The organism is Luteirhabdus pelagi, assembly GCF_016827595.1.
Classification (GTDB): domain Bacteria; phylum Bacteroidota; class Bacteroidia; order Flavobacteriales; family Flavobacteriaceae; genus Luteirhabdus; species Luteirhabdus pelagi.
The window spans coordinates 420405-440663 of the sequence record NZ_JAECMS010000002.1 but is presented as its reverse complement, the minus strand read 5'-3'; the positions used below and the strand labels follow the sequence as shown (position 1 = coordinate 440663).

The following is a 20259-nucleotide window of genomic DNA, read 5'->3' as shown; positions in this document are numbered from 1 at the left end:
TTCTATGTTTGACGGTATCGGATATGCTGCCTTTTATGGGTTTCTATTGGCGTTTGCTGTAGGACCTGTTTTTTTTACCCTTATTGAAACGAGCATCACCAAAGGTTTTAAAGCCGGTTTGTTCTTCGATCTGGGGGCGATCTTCGCGGATATTATCTTCATTTTAGTAGCTTATTTCAGTACCAGTGCCTTACTCGAAAGAGTGAAGGGCGATCCTAGTTTATTGATTTTCGGCGGTGTGGTGTTGATAGCGTACGGTGTTATTTCTTATATAAGAACCAATCGTTCCTTTTTTAAGATTGTTCGGGAACATTATGCTGTTGAAGTGAAAAAGAAGCTTGGAAATCTATTTCTAAAAGGCTTTCTGTTGAATTTTGTGAACTTCGGAGTGCTCGCCGGATGGATTGGTACCATTATTATGGCAAATGCGCTCACAACCTCTGAAAATGGCGTCTATTTATTCCTAACTACGGTGTTGGTGGTATTTTTCTGTACCGATTTGCTAAAAATAGCACTTGCCAAGCGATTGAAAAGTAGAATGACACCACGATTCGTAATAAAAACGAAGAAATGGATTAGTATATTGATTGCGGGATTTGGGGTGTTGCTATTGGTGGAAGGCATTTTTCCACAGCAGTTTCAAGAGAGTTTGGAACGAATACCGCAACCAGGCCATAAGGTAGAAAAACCTATTCCGCCTGTTGAAGAACCAACCGAGTAAGTAAAAAAACCTCTGAGGTTTCAATATTGCTATTCCGAGACTTTCGTCAATTCCAATCCCTGTTCTATAATGTCTCCTCCAAACAACCGCAGCGTTTCGGTTTCTTCCCGTGGGCCTTTGTAGCGAGGCGACTTTCGATTACTACGCGCTTTTCCACCAGTAAACTTTTTGGTATGTTTTTCATTGAAATCGCGTTCTGAATCCTGGTAAAATGAGATGGTTTTATAATCATCTACCTGCCAACGGCCACGTCCGTAGTAGTTTTCTTCCTTTGGCGCGGTGTTTACGTTTCGATAAAAGTGAAAGGTAAAGCTACCATCGGTAGTAAGCTCTAAGGTATAATGAAGTATAGATCCCTCTGGAGTCTCCACATGTCTTTCGTACGTTCCAGCAAATGATTCATCCTGACCAAACCCGATAAAGGGAATCAAGATTAATAAAAAGTAAAGAGTTTTTGTCACATTCCCAAGATATAAAAAATCCTCACAGGTTTTTAAACCCATGAGGATTATCTTAGAGGCATCGAGCGGATTCGAACCGCTGTACAAGGTTTTGCAGACCTCTGCCTAGCCACTCGGCCACGATGCCCTTTGCAGACGGCAAATATAAAGTTTTATGCTATAAAAATGGAAAAAAGAAGCGCTTTTTAGCGTTTTCCACTCATTGTAACGCTTACTTCGGCAACATCTCCTCCAATCGGTGGATTCACCTTCGCTACCGTTACCTGAACCTCCTTCACCAAATCGATTTCATCAAAAACAGCATCGATAATGCGTTGGCCTACGTGTTCCAGTAGTTTGGAGCGAATGGCCATTTCACGTTTTACGATTTTATTCAAGTGAACATAATCGACGGTATCGGAAAGACTATCTGTATTGGCAGCTTTCGATAAATCGGCGGATACCTTGATATTCACCAGATAATCGCTTCCTATTTTTTCTTCTTCTGTTAAACATCCATGATTGGCAAAAATCCGAATGTTTTTAAGCTTTATGATAGACACTATGTATTTTTTTTGCGAAGATACTGTAATCTTTTTGAACGGTTTAAGGTTTGAAATCATCTGTCGATTATCCATAATGGAAATGCCACATACATTCACATCACTATTGATTTGTTTTCAGTAGCTTTACACTGAAATTCCCGTATTATTTTTGATAAATTTGCGCTTATTTAAAACACTATGGCAAAAGAAGAAGCACCCTTACATTTTATAGAACATATTGTTGAAGACGACCTAAAGGCAGGCTATAAACAAGAGGAATTAAAATTTCGATTTCCACCCGAACCGAATGGGTATTTGCATATCGGTCATGCCTCTTCCATTTGCCTGAATTTCGGTTTAGGCGAACGCTATAAAGCACCCGTAAATCTTCGTTTCGACGATACCAATCCTACTAAGGAGGAACAAGAATTCGTAGATGCCATAAAGCGCGACATCGAATGGCTCGGATTTGAATGGGCAGAAGAATGCTACGCATCCGACTATTTTCAACAGTTATACGATTGGGCCGTACAGCTAATTAAAGATGGGAAGGCGTATGTGGATTCCCAGACGTCTATCTTAATTGCCGAACAGAAAGGAACGCCAAATGAACCCGGTATTGAAAGTCCGTTCCGAAACAGACCGGTAGAAGAAAGTCTCGCCCTTTTCGAAAAGATGAAGAATGGCGAAGTGAAGGAAGGGGAACATGTATTGCGCGCCAAGATAGACATGGCTTCAGGAAACATGCTCATGCGAGACCCAGTGATGTATCGTGTGGTGAACAAAGCACACCACCGTACGGGAAGTAATTGGAAAATCTATCCTATGTACGATTGGGCGCATGGACAAAGCGATTATTTGGAACAAGTAAGCCATTCGCTATGTACCTTAGAGTTTTTGCCACATCGTGAATTATATGATTGGTTTTTAGACCAACTATACGACGATAAAAAATTACGTCCAAAACAGCGTGAGTTTGCCCGCAGAAACTTGAGCCATACCGTTGTGAGTAAACGAAAATTGGCCAAGTTGGTGGAAGAAGGCGTCGTGACCGGATGGGACGATCCTCGAATGCCGACTATTTCTGGTTTAAGAAGAAGAGGGTACACACCCGACAGCATTCGAAATTTTGCCGATAGCATTGGTGTTGGAAAACGCGAGAATATGATTGACGTTTCCCATTTGGAATTCAATGTTCGGGAAGATCTGAATAAAAAAGCACCTAGGATCATGGCAGTGCTGGATCCAGTGAAAGTGGTCATAACAAATTATCCTGAAGGGAAAGAGGAATGGTTAGAGGCTGAAAATAATCAGGAAGATGAAAGCGCCGGCTATCGCGAAGTACCTTTTTCAAGAGAACTTTATATTGAAAAGGAGGATTTTCGTGAAGAGGCGAATCGCAAGTTTTTCCGGTTGAAAATCGGAAAGGAAGTACGCCTGAAAAATGCATACATCATAAAGGCCGAAAGCTGTACTAAAGACAGTGAAGGGAACATAACTGAAATTCAGTGTACCTACGATCCTGAAAGTAAAAGCGGAAGCGGTACCGAAGCTTCGCAGCGTAAGGTGAAAGGAACATTACATTGGGTTTCTGTACCCCATGCCGTTCCTGCGGAAGTTCGACTATACGATCGATTGTTTACGGTTCCAGCGCCCGATGGGGATAAGGAAAAGGATTTTATGGAATTCCTGAATCCGAACTCCCTTCAAATTGTTCGTGCGGCAGCCGAACCAAGTGTGAAAGACTTGAAGGAAGGCGATAATGTTCAGTTTCAACGGTTAGGATATTTTGTGATCGATAAAGAATCTTCACCAGAAGCGGTAATCTTCAACAGAACCGTTCCGCTTCGCGATTCCTGGGCGAAGTTGAAGGACTAACAATTCACTTTAAAACAACTAATAGGGGGAAGGCTAATTGGCCTTCCTTTTTATTTAAGGGAATTTGGCAAAACAATTTTCGTTTTAAGATAATTTTATAGCTTGGAAATCAACTATTAACCGGTTATTAACAGCGAAAAGAAGGCTTTCAAACTAACTTTGTAGGACAAACAGAAATTAACAACTAAAACCATATTGAACATGGCATCTAACACAGGACAAACATTATTAGCACTACTTACAGGTGCTGCAATCGGAGCAGGAATCGGAATTCTTTATGCTCCCGATAAAGGTTCAACAACACGTGCTAAATTAGATAAGGAAGCTAAGAAAGCTCGTAAGAAATTGAACAAACAGGTTCAAGAGACGTCTAGCAACCTTAATGAAAAAGCTCAAAAAGCGCGTTTAAACTTTGAAACAAAGTTAGAAGAAACACTTTCTTCTGCTAGCTATAAAGCTGATGATATCTTATTGGCAATGGAAGATAAGCTAGAAGCACTTCGCAAGCAAAATGCTAAGCTTCAAAAAGAAACAAAAGAAGCACAAGTAAAAACACAAGCGAAAAAAGTAACTTCATAAGATGGCATTTGGAAGTCTTACAGAGAACATTCAAAAAGCCACAGATAAGACTCAAGAGTATATAGAGAACATGGCGGAGTATTATAAACTCCGCCTTTTTAAATCCTCTATGAAAGGCGCCATATCACTGGTAAATTTATTAGTGATTGGAAGTATTATACTTATGGTTCTTGCCTTTTTATCAATTGGTGTAGCCATTTGGATTGGTGAGGCGATGGATAATAGAGCCGCAGGATATTTTATCGTGGCAGGTTTTTACTTTGTTGTATTATTGCTCATATTAATTTTCGGACGAAAGGAAATTGAAAAGTATATGCTTATCAAGTTTTCTAAGCAGGTATTCGACGATGACGATGAACATTCTCCGAAAGAGCAAGCAACGGAAACCGTTATTCAGAAACATGAAAATCCAGAAGTATGAGAATCTATACCAATTTTGATGAAATAGATCGCGATCTTCGTTATTTAAAACTGCAATCGCAAATCAATAAGGAAGAAGTGAAACTGACGTTGAATGAAACGAAGGAAACGCTTAGTCCGTTAGGAATTGTGACTAATATCATCGGTTCTATTGCGAAAAAAGCGTTTATCTTGAAAGCAGTCGATAAGCTTATCGGGATGAAGAAAGTTAAAAAAGAAGACATTCACGACTAAATACGGCTACCAACCAAACAAAACGCCCGAGTAGAATTATATTCGGGCGTTTTTTTATTTCAGGTGTAAAGCTGATTTGATTAAAACGTTACATCCGTATCATCTTCGCTAGATGAAGATTTTCTTCTACTTGAGCGTTTTGAACTAGATCCAAGTTTGTTCGCCTCATTTTTCTTACGCATTTCTTCACCAATCTTGTTGCTGGCTACAAACGATGCAATCATGTTGTTCAACATATCGCTTCCAGCTTGAGGTGAATTCGGTAACAAAATCAAATTTGTATCGGTTTCTTCCCCGATGCTTTGTAATGTATCATAATGTTGCGTTACAACAATCAATGCAGAAGCTTCTTGCGAATTAATGCCGACATTGTTCAAAACATCCACGCTTTCCTCCAACCCACGCGCAATCTCGCGTCGTTGATCGGCAATACCCTGTCCTTGTAATCGCTTGCTTTCCGCCTCTGCCCGAGCCTTTGCTACGATCTTAATACGTTCGGCCTCGGCTTCATATTCAGCCGCCACTTTTTCACGTTCTGAGGCATTAATTCGGTTCATGGCAGCCTTCACCTGGACATCAGGATCGATATCGGTTACAAGCGTTTTAATAATGTCATATCCATATTCCAACATGGCATCGTTCAATTCAGCTTTTACCGCAATCGCGATGTCATCCTTGCGTTCAAAAACATCATCCAATTTCATCTTCGGCACCTCGGCACGAACTACATCGAACACATAGCTGGTAATTTGGTCCTGCGGACTTTGAAGCTTGTAGAAGGCATCATAAATCTTGGTTCGAATTACTTGAAACTGAACGGAAATCTTCAATCGTACAAACACATCATCTTTTGTTTTGGTCTCTACAAGTACATCCAATTGCTGAATTTTTAAGTTGATGCGACCAGGGATTCGGTCGAAGACCGGAATCTTAAAATGAAGTCCCGATTGACGGATACTTTGGAATTTTCCAAAGCGCTCGATAATAGCTGCTGTTTGTTGACGAACCGTGAATACCCCAGAAATCAAGATGATGAATCCGAGGATAATAAATGGAATCAGTAATAATAGACCTCCCATGATAAGTTGCGATTAAGGATTAAAAACAGTTGAAGATACGAAAATAAAGGTATTTTTGAACCGTTATTACGTCACTATGATATGTCCAAGAAACCTATTTTTCGTTACATTATTCTCTTTAATCAGCCTAACTGTTTTCTCCCAACGAAACTTTGATGAGTACAATCGATTGGGAATAAATGGAGGCGTTACCTTTTTCGACATCCAATCTGATGAGCTGAAAACAGAGGCTGGAACAGGATTTATGGTTGGGTTTACAACACGCGGATCATTCCGTGGCAATTTCGATCTCATTTACGGTATCAATTTCTACAATCATAAGCTTTCCATCGCAGGAAATAATCTTGTGGGAACCGATTCTCAAAAAATGGGGTATACGATTCAAGGGGTGCAATTAAATTTTCTCCCCAGTATCAATATCATTAAGCATCACTTGAGTATTGAAGTGGGGCCTATTCTTCAGGTGAATGGTAAGATGAAGTTGGATAGCGATCGCTATGATGAGTATATCATCGATGGCTATACTACCTTGAACGCAAGTGAAATTGAGGATATCAGCCAAGTAAATTTTCATGTACTAGGTGGCATCACCGCCGGGTTCGAAGATTTTAGATTGGGCGCGCATTACCAATACGGTGTAACCAATACCCTCAAGGGTCTTAACGATAAAGAATTATCAGAGGACGTCGATTTTGAAGGACATGCCAGTTTGCTTACAGTATCAGCTGTCTTCTATTTTTAGGACTTAATAACGTTGATAGCTGACTGAATTCGGTTAATTGCTTCCTTTTTTCCTAAAAGCGCCATAATCTCGAATACATCCGGACCTTTCATTTCACCTACTAACGATAATCGAAGGGGCATCATCACCTTTCCAAATCCGATTTCCTGATCGGCAATCCAGCCCTTTACCTGTTTTGATAGCTCCGCAGCAGAGAAATCTTCTACTTTTTCCACGATATCTCGCACATTTGCTAGAATATCAGCAGTATCGTCCTTAAACGCTTTTTTGGCTGCTTTTTCATCGTAATTTGTGGGTGCTTCAAAGAAGAAGTGTCCTTGCTCCCAAAGGTCTTCCATAAAAGTAGCGCGCTCCTTCAGCAAAGAAACGAGTACGCCTACTTCCATATTTTCAGTAGAAAACCCTTTAGCCTCCACATATTTTTTAAATTGGGCCGTCAAGACTCCTTCATCCATTTCTTGTAAGTAGTGGTGCTGAAACCACTTTGTCTTTTCAGGATCGAATCGAGCGCCTGCTTTATTCACGCGTTCCAAAGAAAAAGCGTTAACCAATTCTTCTAACGAAAACAACTCTTGTTCCGTTCCAGGATTCCAGCCCAAAAAGGCCAACATATTGACGACGGCTTCCGGTAAATATCCATCTTCTCTGTAGCCGTTATAGATGCTTCCATCTTCGGTTTTCCATTCCAAAGGAAAGACAGGAAAGCCCATTTTATCTCCATCGCGTTTGCTCAATTTCCCTTTACCAACTGGTTTCAAAATAAGCGGTAAGTGGGCAAATTTTGGAGCTTGCCAATCGAACGCTCGGTACAATAGCATGTGCAGCGCAAGGGAAGGCAACCATTCTTCACCACGAATAACATGTGTAATGGCCATCAAATGGTCATCTACAATATTGGCTAAGTGATAGGTAGGCATTCCATCGCTCTTAAACAGCACCTTGTCATCCAGAATGGAGGTATCGATTTGCATGCCACCACGAATCATATCGCGGAATTGCAAGCTTTCGCCGGCCGGTATTTTAAAACGAATCACATAGTCTTCACCCGCATCCAATTTCTGTTGTATTTCATCCTCTGATAGGCCAAGGGAATTGTTTAACGAATCCCGATTCTTGGCATCGTAACTAAAGGTTTCACCCTTGGCTTCATAGTCGTTTCGAAGTTTTTCCAACGCTTCAGCAGTATCGAACGCATAATACGCATTCCCAGATGCCAATAGCATATCGGCATACTCTCGATAAAGATGTTTGCGCTCACTCTGACGATAGGGTCCGACATCGCCTTCTTTCCCAGGGCCTTCATCGAACGGTATCTGCAACCAGTCAAGCGCTTCTACGATATAATCTTCCGCTCCTTCCACATATCGGTTCTGGTCGGTATCTTCTATCCGAAGAATAAAATCACCGCCTAGTTTTTTAGCAAAAAGATAGTTGAACAAGGCCGTTCGAACCCCTCCAATATGCAAGGGTCCGGTTGGGCTGGGAGCGAATCGTACACGAATTTTGTCAGACATAGTGCAAAGCCATTTTTAGTTGCCCTGCAAAGGTACAATTCTATTTGCGCATTTCGATGGGAATCCGCTTGTTCATGATGGCAAACCACAGGGGTGGAAACAGCGAGAGGACCATGGAAGTGGGATAGCCAAAAGGCATCTGCGGACTGCTTTCATGACAGTCCAATAGCTGATATTTTTTATGTGCCCGATAATGATGATCGCTATGGCGAGTCAGTTCATATAGCATTACCCGTCCTAAAATATGATTGCTATTCCAAGAGTGAATTTCGCGGACACGTTCGTACCGACCACTTTTTCGTTTTTGTCGAAGTAACCCATAATGCTCAATGTAGTTAACAGTCTCAAGTTGAAGAACACCCACAATGGCAATTCCTAAAGCCAACAACAACCCTACTACACCAAACATCCATAAGATGGCCCCGAGATATATTAATTGTGATACACTGTACCACAACATATCGTTCTGAATGCTGAAAAAGCTAGTGTTATCAACTTTTAATAGCTGTTGTTGAATGCGCCATGCATTTTTATATTGGCGAAAGGTTGAAGTAATCCAAAACGAATATACCGTCTGATTGAATGCGGCAGTCGCAGGATCTTCCTCTGTTGCAGCATGCTGATGATGGCCGAAGTTATGCTCGATGTAAAAATGCATGTAAAGTGCGGGTAACAATAATATTTTTCCTAGTGTTTTCTCCCAGCGCGTTTTTCGGTGACCCAATTCGTGTGCAACGTTAATACCGTTGCTGCCTAACATTACGCCTAAGGAAAGGACAAATCCTATCAATTCTGAAGTTGAATAATCTATATGAGCAACACTCCATAAAAACCAACCAATCGCACCAAATACAATTGGCAGGTTGAAGTACAGCATTGCGTCAAACAGCGGATTTTTCGACTTTTCGGCTACTTCTGCTTCATTTAAATTTCCGGAATGGATCGGCAATAACACCTCTAATAAGGGCACGAATACAAAAGCAAATACTGGGGTAAGGAACGCCAAAGGACCACGGAGTGTTAACCCAATTAATACCATTAGAGGAATGGAATAGGCGGCAAGATATTTTAAGTCTTTCATGGGCAGTGACTTTGGACTGGTTTTTGAGCGCTATGGGTTTATACAGAACAAGATAATAATTTGTAATTTTATAAGTTCTGAAAATAACCCGAGATTGGCCTCCGTATGAGCACATACCATATAATTCAGCGCAAGCTGGAGCACTTTATTCGAAAGTTTTACACCAATGAATTAATCAAGGGTGTGATCCTCTTTTTTTCTATTGGGCTGCTCTACTTTCTCGCAACCTTATTAATTGAACATTTTCTTTGGCTGAGTACCACCGGACGAACGATTCTATTTTGGCTGTTTATTGGAGTCGAATTGCTTTTGTTTGCACGATTTATCGCTTTTCCACTGTTGAAGCTTTTCAAACTTCAAAAAGGAATCGATCATGAAAAGGCATCACATATTATCGGAAATCATTTCCCCGAAGTAAGCGATAAGCTGTTGAACGTTATTCAACTAAATCGGAATAGAAGGGAAAGTGAACTTCTAGCGGCCAGTATCGACCAAAAAGCAGGCGAACTGCAACCCATTCCGTTTCAATCTGCCATTAACTTCAAGACAAACCTTCGGTATCTGAAGTATGCGGCCATTCCTGTTGTGCTATATATTCTATTCAGCTTGTTGGGGGGAAAGGATTTGTTTTCCACCAGTTACGAACGAGTGGTCAATTACGAGACTGCGTATGAACCACCGGCACCGTTTTCTTTCGTAGTTCGCAATGATAGTCTTCAGGCAATCGAAAATCAACCCTTCACCATTGAAGTACAAACACAAGGGACTGTGTTGCCCGAGAATGTCCAGATTCAGTACGGGGAAGAACAATATTATTTGGAACAAACCGCGCCAGGACAGTTTCGGTATACGTTTTCTCAGCCGATGGAAGATATTTCGTTTCAATTGTTAGGACCAAAAGTCACGTCACGTCCCTATAATCTTACTGTAATAAAAACCCCTTCACTTCAAAATTTTGAAATGGTGTTAGACTATCCCAGCTATACGCAAAAACGGGATGAAACGCTTCAAAGTACTGGAAATGCTACGGTTCCAGAAGGTACACGTATTCAATGGAAGGTGAAAACCAAAAATACCGAGCAGGTGCAATTGGTCACTCAGGATAGCACTTTTAATTTTTCAGGTGGTGAAAATGCCTTCGATTTACAACAGCGCGTATTTTCCTCTTTGCCCTATGCTATTACGACTTCCAATAAAGCATTACGCGAGTATGAAAATCTGGCGTTCGATATCAAGGTGATAAAGGATGCGTATCCAAAGATTGAAGTACAATCGAAAAAGGATAGTACCGCTGTTCAGGCGATGTATCATTTAGGACAGGTAAGCGACGATTACGGATTGAGCAAGTTGCGATTGGTATACTATCCCATTGAAAATCGCGAAAATGCGGCTTCAAAGAACTTGACTATTGGTTCTGGAACGGTCGACCAGTTTACGTATGCCTTTCCTGCCGACTTGCCACTTGAAGAAGGTGTCGTGTATGAATATTACTTCGAAGTGTTTGATAACGATGGTTTACGTAATGGAAAGTCAAGTAAAAGCAGTGTTTTTTCCTTTCGAAACCTGACTGCTTCAGAATTGGAAAAAGAGCAGTTGAAGGAGCAGGAAAATACGGTTCAGGGAATGGACAAGACCTTGGAAGAAATGAAAAAACAGCAACAAACGCTTCAGGAGTTATCCAAAACCCAAAAGGAAAAGAAGGAATTGAATTGGAACGATAAGAAAAAACTTGAAAACTTCATCAAACGACAGCAGCAACAGGAAGAAATGATGAAGAAGTTCTCCAAGGAAATGAAGGAGAATTTGGAAAAATTTCAACCCGAGAATGAAGAAAAGGATCCGTTCAAAGAACAATTGGAAGAACGCTTGGAGGAGAATGAGCAAAAGTTGGAGGAAAATGAAAAGCTATTAGACGAACTTCAAAAGCTTCAGGAAAAAATTCAAAAGGAAGAATTGACGGAAAAACTCGAGAATCTTTCAAAACGAAACAAGAATCAAGAAAAGAATCTAGAGCAATTAGTCGAACTCACAAAGCGCTATTACGTTACTAAGAAAGCCGAAAAGTTGGCCGACGAGCTCTATAAGATGGGCGAGGAACAGGAAAAACTTTCCGAGTCGCCAGAGGATGAAAATACGCAAGAGAAACAAGAAGAGCTAAATAAGAAGTTTGAGGAGTACCAAGAGGAGATGGAACAACTCCAAAAGGAAAATGAAGGGCTGAAGAACCCTATGGATATCCCTAAGGATGCTAAGGGTGAAGAGCAAGTGAAACAGGAGCAGCAGGAGGCCACTCAAAAATTAGGGCAGCAGGACAAACAGGGGGCGAAACAAAATCAGAAGAAGGCTGGCGAGAAAATGAAACAGATGGGCAAAAAGATGCAAGCCCAAATGATGCAGGGCCAAATGGAAACCTTAGATGAAGATGTCGATATGCTACGTCAAATATTAGATAATCTGGTGGTTTTTTCTTTTGAACAGGAAGATTTGATGGAAGAATTCAAAGAAACGGAATATGGGAATCCGATTTTTGGTAAACGATTAAAAGTTCAGAATGAATTAAAGCAAAACTTTGAGCACGTAGACGATAGCTTGTTTGCCCTATCATTGCGACAGCCGATGATTAGCGCTCCGATAAACGAAGCCCTTACCGAGGTACAGTATAATATCGATAAGTCCTTAGAACGACTTGCAGAGAATCAGATGCGTCAGGGAATCGCGAATCAACAATACAGTGTTACTGGTGCGAATGAATTGGCGATTTTGTTAAGCGAATTATTGAAGAGCATGCAAAACCAGATGCAGATGCAGGCGTCCGGTTCTGGACAGGGTCAAGGCCAAGGTCAGGGACAAGGGCAGGGGCAAGGAAGAGGATTCCAATTGCCCGATATTATTGAAAAGCAAGAAAGTCTGCAAAAGAAGATGGAAGAAGGTATGGGTAAGAAGAATGGCAGTAGTGGTCAACAAGGCGAAGGACAACAAGGTCAGCAGGGCGACGGTGGTGATGGGCAAGGTCAGGATGGCGAAAATGGCCGGTCTGGTGAGGGCCAAAGTGGATCTGGTCAGAATGGTAAAGGTAATGGTGAGCAGGATGGTGAAAATGGTGAAGATTTAAACGGTGAGTTATATGAAATTTATAAGGAACAACAACAACTTCGACAGCAACTTCAAGATCGATTGAGTAAGGAAGGTCTTCAAGGGCGTGGGGGTGATTTACTTAAGAAAATGGAATCGGTTGAACAGCAATTGTTAGATAAAGGCTTCAATGAACGAACGCTTCAACAAATGTTGAACCTAAAATATGAATTGTTGAAATTGGAGGAAGCCGATTTTGAACAGGGGCAGGAAAGTCGGCGCGAATCTGAAACCAACCGAAAGCGTTATATCAATACAGTGCAGCCTTCATATGAAACCATTAAAAAATATTTCAATACTACCGAAATTTTGAATCGTGAGGCTTTACCTTTGACGCCTCAATTTAAACAGAAGGTGCAAACGTATTTCAAACAGGATAATGATTGAGTTTTATAGCGAAACCGACTTTCATCTTCAGCATGAGGACACATTCGTGAAGTGGATAACGAATACGATTAAAGAAGAAGGCTTTCAGGTAGGCGGCCTAACCTATGTTTTTTGTGATGACGATTATCTTCTACAGTTGAATGAAAAGTTCCTCAACCACGATACGTATACGGATATTATAACTTTCGATTATTCTTTAGGAAAGGAATTGCATGGTGAAATTTATATCAGTGTGGATAGAGTAAAGGAGAATGCTGAAACGTTTAAGGTGACATTTGATGCTGAGCTGCGTCGCGTTATGATTCATGGAATACTTCATTTATGCGAACATGAAGATGCGTCAAAAGAGGAAAAAGAACAAATGCGAGCATTAGAGGACCGTTATTTGAAGAAATTTCTATCCTAAACTCTTGATATTCAGATTTATATAATGTTTAACTTGTTGATTATGAGTTATTTAGTATATTTGCACGCTTAAATTTTAGATGAAGAAGAAGTAAATTGTTCCACGTGGAACATTAAGTTGAATGTATGTTTGAAAAGGAATATGATGTTATTGTTGTTGGCGCTGGTCACGCTGGTTCAGAGGCCGCGGCTGCCGCAGCAAATATGGGTTCGAAAACCCTATTAATTACCATGAATTTACAGAATATCGGACAAATGTCGTGTAATCCCGCTATGGGCGGAATAGCAAAAGGACAGATTGTTCGTGAGATAGATGCTATGGGTGGTTATAGTGGTATCATTTCGGATAGGACGGCTATCCAATTCAAAATGTTGAATAAATCTAAGGGGCCCGCTATGTGGAGCCCTAGGGTACAGAGCGACCGAATGCGCTTTTCCGAAATGTGGCGTTTGATGTTGGAGAGGACGCCTAATTTGGATTTCTATCAGGAAATGGTGTCCGGTATACTTGTAGAGAATAATAAAATTGTAGGTGTAAAGACTTCCCTGGGATTGACCGTAAGGGCGCGGACAGTTATTTTGACAAACGGAACCTTTCTAAATGGGTTGATTCATATAGGTGAAAAGCAATTAGGAGGAGGTCGTGCTGGTGAAAAAGCAGCGACAGGGATTACGGCCGATTTGGTGAATCTTGGATTTGATTCCGGTAGAATGAAGACAGGAACACCGCCGCGAGTGGATGGTCGTTCATTAGATTTTTCGAAGATGATTCCACAGCCAGGCGATGAGGATCCGGAAAAGTTTTCTTTTTCCGATGAAACGAAGCCGCTTACAAATCAACGTTCATGTCATATGTCCCATACAAGTTCGGTGGTGCATGAATTATTGAAGGAAGGGTTTGATCGTTCCCCGATGTTTAACGGAGCTATTCAAAGTGTTGGACCGCGTTATTGTCCTTCCATTGAGGATAAGATTAATCGTTTTGCGGATAAGGATCGTCACCAATTATTTGTGGAACCTGAGGGCTGGGATACGGTCGAATATTACGTAAATGGCTTTTCAACTTCGTTACCAGAGGATGTGCAATTTAAAGCACTAAAAGAATGTGATGGTTTTCAGAATGTGAAGTTTTTCCGTCCTGGCTACGCCATTGAATACGATTATTTTCCGCCTACGCAATTGAAGCATACGTTGGAAACTAAATTGGTGGACGGTTTGTATTTTGCTGGACAAATTAATGGTACTACAGGCTATGAGGAAGCTGCTTCGCAAGGATTGATGGCGGGTATTAATGCCAGTTTAAAAATTCAGGAGAAAGAGCCGTTGATTTTAAAAAGAAACGAAGCCTATATCGGTGTTTTGATTGATGACTTAATTACGAAGGGAACGGAGGAGCCGTATAGAATGTTTACATCACGTGCAGAATATAGAACGCTATTACGACAGGATAATGCAGATTTGCGATTAACACCAAAAGCATTTGATATTGGTCTAGCCTCCGAAAAACGGATGCGACGTATGGAGGAAAAGCAAAAGGATTCAAAGGCCCTTGTAGAATTTTTCAAGGAAACCAGTGTGGCACCTGAAGTTGCCAATCCAATTTTAATGAAGAAGGATTCTGCGGAGGTTTCTCAAAGCGATAAGATGTTTAAAATGTTTAAACGTCCCGAAATCGACATGAAGGATATGCGCAAAATTCCTGATGTGGAAGCGTATATTCAGGAGCAAAAGTTGGATAGTGAAGTGTTGCAACAAGCGGAGATTCAGATTAAATATTCTGGATATATCGAAAAGGAAAAGAATAATGCAGATAAGTTGAACCGTCTGGAAGGGATAAAGATTCCCGAGAATTTTGATTACTCAAAATTAAAGTCGCTTTCTTTCGAAGCGCGTGAAAAGCTAAAGGAAATCCGTCCGGCAACCGTTTCACAGGCTTCGCGTATAAGTGGAGTTTCACCAAATGATATCTCAGTGATGTTGGTTTATATGGGCCGATAAATTTTGAAGTGTTCCACGTGGAACACTATCCAATCTATGATAGAAAAAGAGTCATTACAATCTTATTTAAAAACGAAAGATTTTCTGGTTTCCGGAGAATCTTTCGAGCTTTTATATGATCCGGAATATGAGATGTTGATTACTTTTCCGCAACCAGAAGAAAAAAGGTTAGGTGACTATTATAAGAGCGATGAATACATATCGCATACCGATTCAAAAAAAGGTATTAACTCTTTTCTATACAATTTGGTGAAAAAGTATTCACTAAAATCGAAGTGCAAACTGATTGATTCGTACAATAAATCATCCTCAAAAAACATATTGGATATTGGAGCTGGGACTGGCGATTTTTTGGTGGAAGCTCGAAATAGGGGATGGAACGTTTCGGGGGTCGAACCGAATATAAACGCGAGACAATTAGCTGAGAAAAAGTCATTACGACTTATAGATGATGTGGAAAATATCGAGAATCAGAAATTTGACGTTATTACATTGTGGCATGTATTGGAACATCTCCCAAATTTAGAATCGCAAATTGAAAAACTTTATGCGCTCTTGAAGCCAGATGGTATTTTGATAGTAGCCGTTCCGAATTTCAGAAGTTACGATGCAAAATATTATAAAGAATTTTGGGCCGCTTACGATGTTCCTAGACACCTTCATCATTTTTCTAGAAAAAGCCTTAAAAAATTGTTTGCAAAAAAATTTCAGCTTATCAAAACAAAGCCCATGATTTTCGATTCGTTTTATGTCAGTCTACTTTCTGAAAAGTATAAAACTGGAAATTGGTTTTCATTAAAGGCGTTTTGGATAGGATTACGGTCAAATGTAGCCGCATGGCAGTCAAAAGAGTATTCCTCCTTGATTTATGTCTTTAAGAAGTCACATTAAGCCGAAATAAGCCGCATTAAGTTGTTTTCGTCTAATTCGCCTCTAACTCACCGTCCATTTCCATTAAACCCTCTTAAACAGCCCCAAAACAGCTTCTTTGTAATAGTTAAAATTTATCTTTGCAGGTAGGGTCAATAAAAAATAATAATATCACTGTTTTGTGTGAATTAATCGCGTAAGGGAAATCGACAAATCGGTAAATAAAATTTTAGCATTACCGTTCCGTTCGATGTGGTATGAAGTATCCTCAAGTGCTTTCACAATTTCAAAAATATTATTATGATGCACGAAAGGAGCGAATTTTTCCAAAGAGAATTTGGAATCTTTAGCTTCAAAATACGTTAGCTGTGGAGCACCGTATTGAAGCAATAATGCTTGACGGAATGTTTCAACGCAATAACCAAGAAACTTTTTTTGGGTTTCCCTTCCGGTGCCTGCCATTTTTTCGCTCCATTGAAGTAATTCATTTAATACCTGAATATTTCCCTTCGCCCTAAATGCTGCTCGAACCCACTCAATAAACCAGGCTTCAAACAATACGTCTTCACCATCTTCGGCAACTAAATGCAAGGCTCTATTAAAATTACCGTCAGCTCTGTGGGCAAATTTTTTAGCTTCGTTTTCGGCAATGCCTTTTGTATGTATAAGTGCTTGCGCGATATCTTCCTCCGCTAATGGGGGAAAATTTAATTTCTGGCAACGCGATTGAATAGTTGTCAATAATTGCTCTTCATTTTCAGTAAGAAACAATAAAACGGTCTTCGCAGGCGGCTCTTCCACCAATTTTAAAATTTTATTCAGGCCGTCTCGGTGCATGGTTTCAGGCATCCAAATGATCATTACCTTATACCCACCTTCAAAAGATTTTAAAGATAGTTTTTTGAGTATTTCAGAGGCTTCTTCAACCCTCATGATACCTTGTTTGTTTTCAATTCCCAATTGCTGTAGCCATTCAAAAGAAGTTGCATACGGATTGGTTGCAACAAAGGCACGCCATTCATCCATAAACATGGAGGAAACCGGTTTTTTATCCTTGACGGTTTCTGTTTTATTAACGGGAAAGGCGAAATGTAGATCAGGATGCGATAAGGTCGCTACGCGTTTTCGGACTTCTTGCGTTTTTGAACTGTCCTTCTGATGACCTTCACTCAAAATACTACAGGCATAGGCAAGGGCCATGGGTAGAATTCCCGTTCCGGTGCTACCGATAAATAATTGTGCATGGGGAATACGACCTTGGGCAATGGTTGTTTCCAAATGGGAAACCAAATGCTTATGACCGATAATATCTGAAAAATCCATACGCAAAACTACAGTTTTTTTGATTCTGCGTCCGCTTCTAAAAAGCCTATATTTGTAACTTAAACAAGCATACATGAAAACAGTATCCGATATAAATTTCAAGGGAAAAAAAGTATTGATTCGAGTGGATTTTAACGTGCCGTTGAACGATGACATGGAGGTAACCGATACCACTCGAATTGAAGCGGCCAAACCAACAATCATCAACATCCTAGAAGACGATGGCTGCTGTATCTTGATGTCGCATTTAGGACGACCCAAAGACCGGGAAGACGAGTTTTCTTTGCAACACGTAGTGGACGCTGCAACGGAAATATTGGGTGTTCAGGTTCACTTTGTTAACGATTGTGTAGGAGAAACAGTGGAGGAAAAGGTAGCATCGCTTCAACCTGGTGAAATCTTGCTATTGGAAAATTTACGTTATCATGAAGAAGAGAAACGGGGCGATAAGGCTTTTGCCGAAAAACTTTCGAAGTTAGGCGATTACTATGTAAACGATGCCTTTGGAACGGCTCATAGAGCTCATGCCTCAACAGCCGTTATCGCTGAGTTTTTCCCTGAAAATAAATGTTTTGGCTTATTGTTGGCTTCAGAAATTGAAAATGTCAAAAAAGTACTTACCGATGGCCAGTCACCTGTTACTGCAATTATTGGTGGCGCAAAGGTATCATCCAAAATAACAGTGCTGGAAAGCATCTTAGATCCTATCGACCATCTCATTATCGGTGGGGGAATGGCATTTACGTTTATAAAAGCCCAAGGAGGTTCTGTTGGCGGATCCTTAGTAGAGGACGACAAGCAGGAACTCGCGTTGGAAATTCTTGAAATGGCTAAAAAGAAAGGTGTTGAAGTCCATCTACCCGTCGACGCGATTATTGCGGATAGTTTTTCTGAATTTGCCACTACCGACGATAGTGCTGCCGATGCCATTCCAGAAGGCTGGATGGGGCTCGATACCGGGCCAAGGACCAATGAATATTTTGCTAGGGTTATCAAGGAATCCAATACTATTTTGTGGAACGGACCTGCTGGCGTTTTCGAAATGGAGCCCTTTGCCCAAGGAACCATTGCCATCGGAAATGCTATTGCAGAAGCTACGGCAAACGGTGCATTTTCATTGGTAGGAGGAGGCGATTCCGTTGCTGCCGTGAAAAAATTTAATTTTACCGATAAGGTAAGCTATGTTTCTACGGGTGGTGGCGCGATGCTTGAAATGTTGGAAGGTAAAACATTACCAGGTATAAAAGCGTTGATGGAATAATTATTGCGCACTTGCGTTTCAGAATATATACTGCCTAATCAATTTTCACTATTTTAGGCATTTAATAATAATCTCATATGTGTTGAGACCATGAAGAACCTACTGGCATGTGCCCTTACTTTAGCAATAAGTATCCCCATCTTTGCCCAAAAGACAAAGAAAAAGGACACTCTTACCAAGAAAACAATTCAGGTTGTAGATAGTATACCCGTAACACCCATAGCATCTGAATTACCCCAAACAGTTGTAGCGACACAGTTAAAAGACACCACCATTTTTTCTTTGGAAGACATGGCGCACGCAAGAGCTATCGATAGCTTATGGCTTTCACAATTGTACGCTTCTGGCCGATTTGAAGAAATGTACGGAATGGTGCAATCCCAATCTTTTGAAGACGTCGAATATGATGAATTATCGACAGAGGTGCTAAAACAGCGCTTACAAGCCTTGAATGCCCGAACACCTTTTAATGTGGAGTACAATCCTTCATTGGAAAGTGTCATTAAGGGATATCTCAAAAATCGCAGAGAAACCATGGCCCGTCTTATGGCGCTAAGCGATTACTACTTCCCGATGTTTGAAGAGCAATTGGACAAACATGGCCTTCCTTTAGAAATGAAATATTTGGCCGTAGTTGAATCTGCTTTGGATCCGAGAGCCGTCTCTCGAGTCGGTGCCACCGGCCTTTGGCAATTTATGTTTAGTACAGGAAAAATATTTGGCTTGGACGTGAATTCCTATGTCGATGAACGTACCGATCCCATTATGGCTACAGAAGCCGCTTCAAAATACTTAAAAAGCCTTTATAGCAGTCTTGGCGATTGGGATTTGGCCTTAGCGGCCTACAACAGTGGTCCCGGGAATGTTTCGAAGGCTATCCGACGATCCGGTGGGAAGAAAAATTATTGGAATATTCGAAAATTTCTTCCACGTGAAACAGCAGGATATGTACCCGCCTTCTTAGCCACCATGTATATTTTTGAATATGCTGAAGAGCACGGTTTCAAGAGTCATGGTCCGAAATATCCATTTATTGCTACCGATACGATTCATGTGAAGGAAATGATTACGTTCGATCAGATTTCTAAAGTGACCAATCTAGATAAAGCGGAATTGGAATACCTGAACCCCTCATATCGATTGGGTATTATTCCAAAAATTGAAGATGAAGAATACGTGCTGCGATTGCCGATTGACGCCGTTGGTGTTTTCGTAAGTCATGAAGAAGCAATATATGAATATGCAAAGAATGAACTAGCAGAACGAGAAAAGCCTTTGCCAGAACTTTTCGAGCACCCCGACCGGATTAGATATCGTGTTAGAAGCGGCGATTATCTCGGTAAAATTGCTGAAAAATATGGTGTCACCGTTAGTCAGATCAAGCGGTGGAACGGACTTAGAAGCAACAACTTGCGAATAGGACAACGTTTAACGATTCACCCACGGAAGCCAATCGCGCGTAACAATTCGCAGGCAAAGACCGAGAAGGTCTCAGACGATGTACGATTATATACGGTAAAGCAAGGGGATTCGCTGTGGAGTATTTCACAAAAATTTCCGGGTGTTACAGTAAGTAATTTGAAAAAATGGAACGGTATTAGTGGTACATCGCTAAAACCAGGTATGAAACTTAAGATCCAAAAAGGATAA

The 20259-nt window shown here is 40.8% G+C and carries 18 protein-coding genes and 1 tRNA gene; 12 read left to right on the top strand and 7 right to left on the bottom strand.

What is annotated here, in order from left to right:
• Nucleotides 1-4 precede the first annotated feature (4 nt).
• Nucleotides 5-721, top strand: a complete 717-nt coding sequence (locus tag I4Q58_RS06815) for a LysE family translocator (protein ID WP_203295127.1) — start codon at nt 5-7, stop codon at nt 719-721.
• A gap of 29 nt (nt 722-750) precedes the next feature.
• Here the strand turns inward: I4Q58_RS06815 and I4Q58_RS06810 are convergent, their stop codons facing one another.
• The 3 genes from I4Q58_RS06810 to folB form a co-directional block, all read right to left on the bottom strand.
• Nucleotides 751-1182, bottom strand: a complete 432-nt coding sequence (locus tag I4Q58_RS06810) for a hypothetical protein (protein ID WP_203295125.1) — start codon at nt 1180-1182, stop codon at nt 751-753.
• A gap of 56 nt (nt 1183-1238) precedes the next feature.
• Nucleotides 1239-1309: transfer RNA gene (locus I4Q58_RS06805), tRNA-Cys, on the bottom strand.
• Between the two features lie 58 nt (nt 1310-1367).
• A complete protein-coding gene (folB, locus tag I4Q58_RS06800; RefSeq protein WP_317194051.1) occupies nt 1368-1823 on the bottom strand; it encodes a dihydroneopterin aldolase in 456 nt (151 codons plus the stop codon).
• A gap of 81 nt (nt 1824-1904) precedes the next feature.
• On the opposite strand from folB, the gene I4Q58_RS06795 reads away from it, so the two are divergent.
• The 4 genes from I4Q58_RS06795 to I4Q58_RS06780 all read left to right on the top strand — a co-directional run bounded on the left by I4Q58_RS06795 (nt 1905) and on the right by I4Q58_RS06780 (nt 4817).
• Complete coding sequence (locus I4Q58_RS06795; protein WP_203295123.1) at nt 1905-3584, top strand: glutamine--tRNA ligase/YqeY domain fusion protein; 1680 nt, start codon at nt 1905-1907, stop codon at nt 3582-3584.
• 201 nt (nt 3585-3785) lie between these two features.
• Entirely contained in the window at nt 3786-4163 is a 378-nt protein-coding gene (locus I4Q58_RS06790; RefSeq protein ID WP_203295121.1) for a YtxH domain-containing protein, read from the top strand.
• A gap of 1 nt (nt 4164) precedes the next feature.
• A complete protein-coding gene (locus tag I4Q58_RS06785) occupies nt 4165-4584 on the top strand; it encodes a phage holin family protein (protein WP_203295119.1) in 420 nt (139 codons plus the stop codon).
• Nucleotides 4581-4817 (top strand): DUF6327 family protein, encoded by a 237-nt coding sequence (locus I4Q58_RS06780; protein ID WP_203295117.1) that lies wholly within the window; start codon nt 4581-4583, stop codon nt 4815-4817. The genes I4Q58_RS06785 and I4Q58_RS06780 overlap by 4 nt, the downstream gene beginning before the upstream one ends.
• A gap of 80 nt (nt 4818-4897) precedes the next feature.
• On the opposite strand, the gene I4Q58_RS06775 is transcribed toward I4Q58_RS06780, so the two are convergent.
• Nucleotides 4898-5896: an SPFH domain-containing protein gene (locus I4Q58_RS06775; protein ID WP_203295115.1), complete on the bottom strand. Its 999-nt coding sequence runs from the start codon at nt 5894-5896 to the stop codon at nt 4898-4900.
• A gap of 76 nt (nt 5897-5972) precedes the next feature.
• Between I4Q58_RS06775 and I4Q58_RS06770 the strand changes: the two genes are divergently transcribed.
• Nucleotides 5973-6638: an outer membrane beta-barrel protein gene (locus I4Q58_RS06770; protein ID WP_203295113.1), complete on the top strand. Its 666-nt coding sequence runs from the start codon at nt 5973-5975 to the stop codon at nt 6636-6638.
• Here I4Q58_RS06770 and gltX read toward each other — a convergent pair.
• Both gltX and I4Q58_RS06760 read right to left on the bottom strand, forming a co-directional pair.
• Nucleotides 6635-8152: a glutamate--tRNA ligase gene (gene gltX / locus I4Q58_RS06765; protein WP_203295111.1), complete on the bottom strand. Its 1518-nt coding sequence runs from the start codon at nt 8150-8152 to the stop codon at nt 6635-6637. The two genes, I4Q58_RS06770 and gltX, sit on opposite strands and share 4 nt — an antisense overlap.
• 40 nt (nt 8153-8192) lie before the next feature.
• Complete coding sequence (locus I4Q58_RS06760) at nt 8193-9233, bottom strand: alkane 1-monooxygenase (protein ID WP_203295109.1); 1041 nt, start codon at nt 9231-9233, stop codon at nt 8193-8195.
• A 105-nt stretch (nt 9234-9338) separates the two neighbouring features.
• Between I4Q58_RS06760 and I4Q58_RS06755 the strand changes: the two genes are divergently transcribed.
• The 4 genes from I4Q58_RS06755 (at nt 9339) to I4Q58_RS06740 (ending at nt 16046) form a co-directional block, all read left to right on the top strand.
• Entirely contained in the window at nt 9339-12752 is a 3414-nt protein-coding gene (locus I4Q58_RS06755; protein ID WP_203295107.1) for a DUF4175 family protein, read from the top strand.
• A complete protein-coding gene (gene ybeY / locus I4Q58_RS06750) occupies nt 12745-13158 on the top strand; it encodes an rRNA maturation RNase YbeY (protein WP_203295105.1) in 414 nt (137 codons plus the stop codon). Before I4Q58_RS06755 ends, ybeY begins: the two co-directional genes overlap by 8 nt.
• A 125-nt stretch (nt 13159-13283) precedes the next feature.
• Nucleotides 13284-15155 (top strand): tRNA uridine-5-carboxymethylaminomethyl(34) synthesis enzyme MnmG, encoded by a 1872-nt coding sequence (gene mnmG, locus I4Q58_RS06745; RefSeq protein WP_203295103.1) that lies wholly within the window; start codon nt 13284-13286, stop codon nt 15153-15155.
• A 36-nt stretch (nt 15156-15191) separates the two neighbouring features.
• Nucleotides 15192-16046 (top strand): class I SAM-dependent methyltransferase, encoded by an 855-nt coding sequence (locus tag I4Q58_RS06740; protein WP_203295101.1) that lies wholly within the window; start codon nt 15192-15194, stop codon nt 16044-16046.
• A 150-nt stretch (nt 16047-16196) separates the two neighbouring features.
• On the opposite strand, the gene I4Q58_RS06735 is transcribed toward I4Q58_RS06740, so the two are convergent.
• The gene (locus I4Q58_RS06735) at nt 16197-17348 is read right to left on the bottom strand and encodes a DNA polymerase III subunit (RefSeq protein WP_203295099.1); all 1152 of its coding nucleotides are present in this window, start codon (nt 17346-17348) and stop codon (nt 16197-16199) included.
• 73 nt (nt 17349-17421) lie between these two features.
• Between I4Q58_RS06735 and I4Q58_RS06730 the strand changes: the two genes are divergently transcribed.
• Nucleotides 17422-18609: a phosphoglycerate kinase gene (locus I4Q58_RS06730; protein WP_203295097.1), complete on the top strand. Its 1188-nt coding sequence runs from the start codon at nt 17422-17424 to the stop codon at nt 18607-18609.
• A gap of 90 nt (nt 18610-18699) precedes the next feature.
• Complete coding sequence (locus tag I4Q58_RS06725) at nt 18700-20259, top strand: lytic transglycosylase domain-containing protein (protein WP_203295095.1); 1560 nt, start codon at nt 18700-18702, stop codon at nt 20257-20259.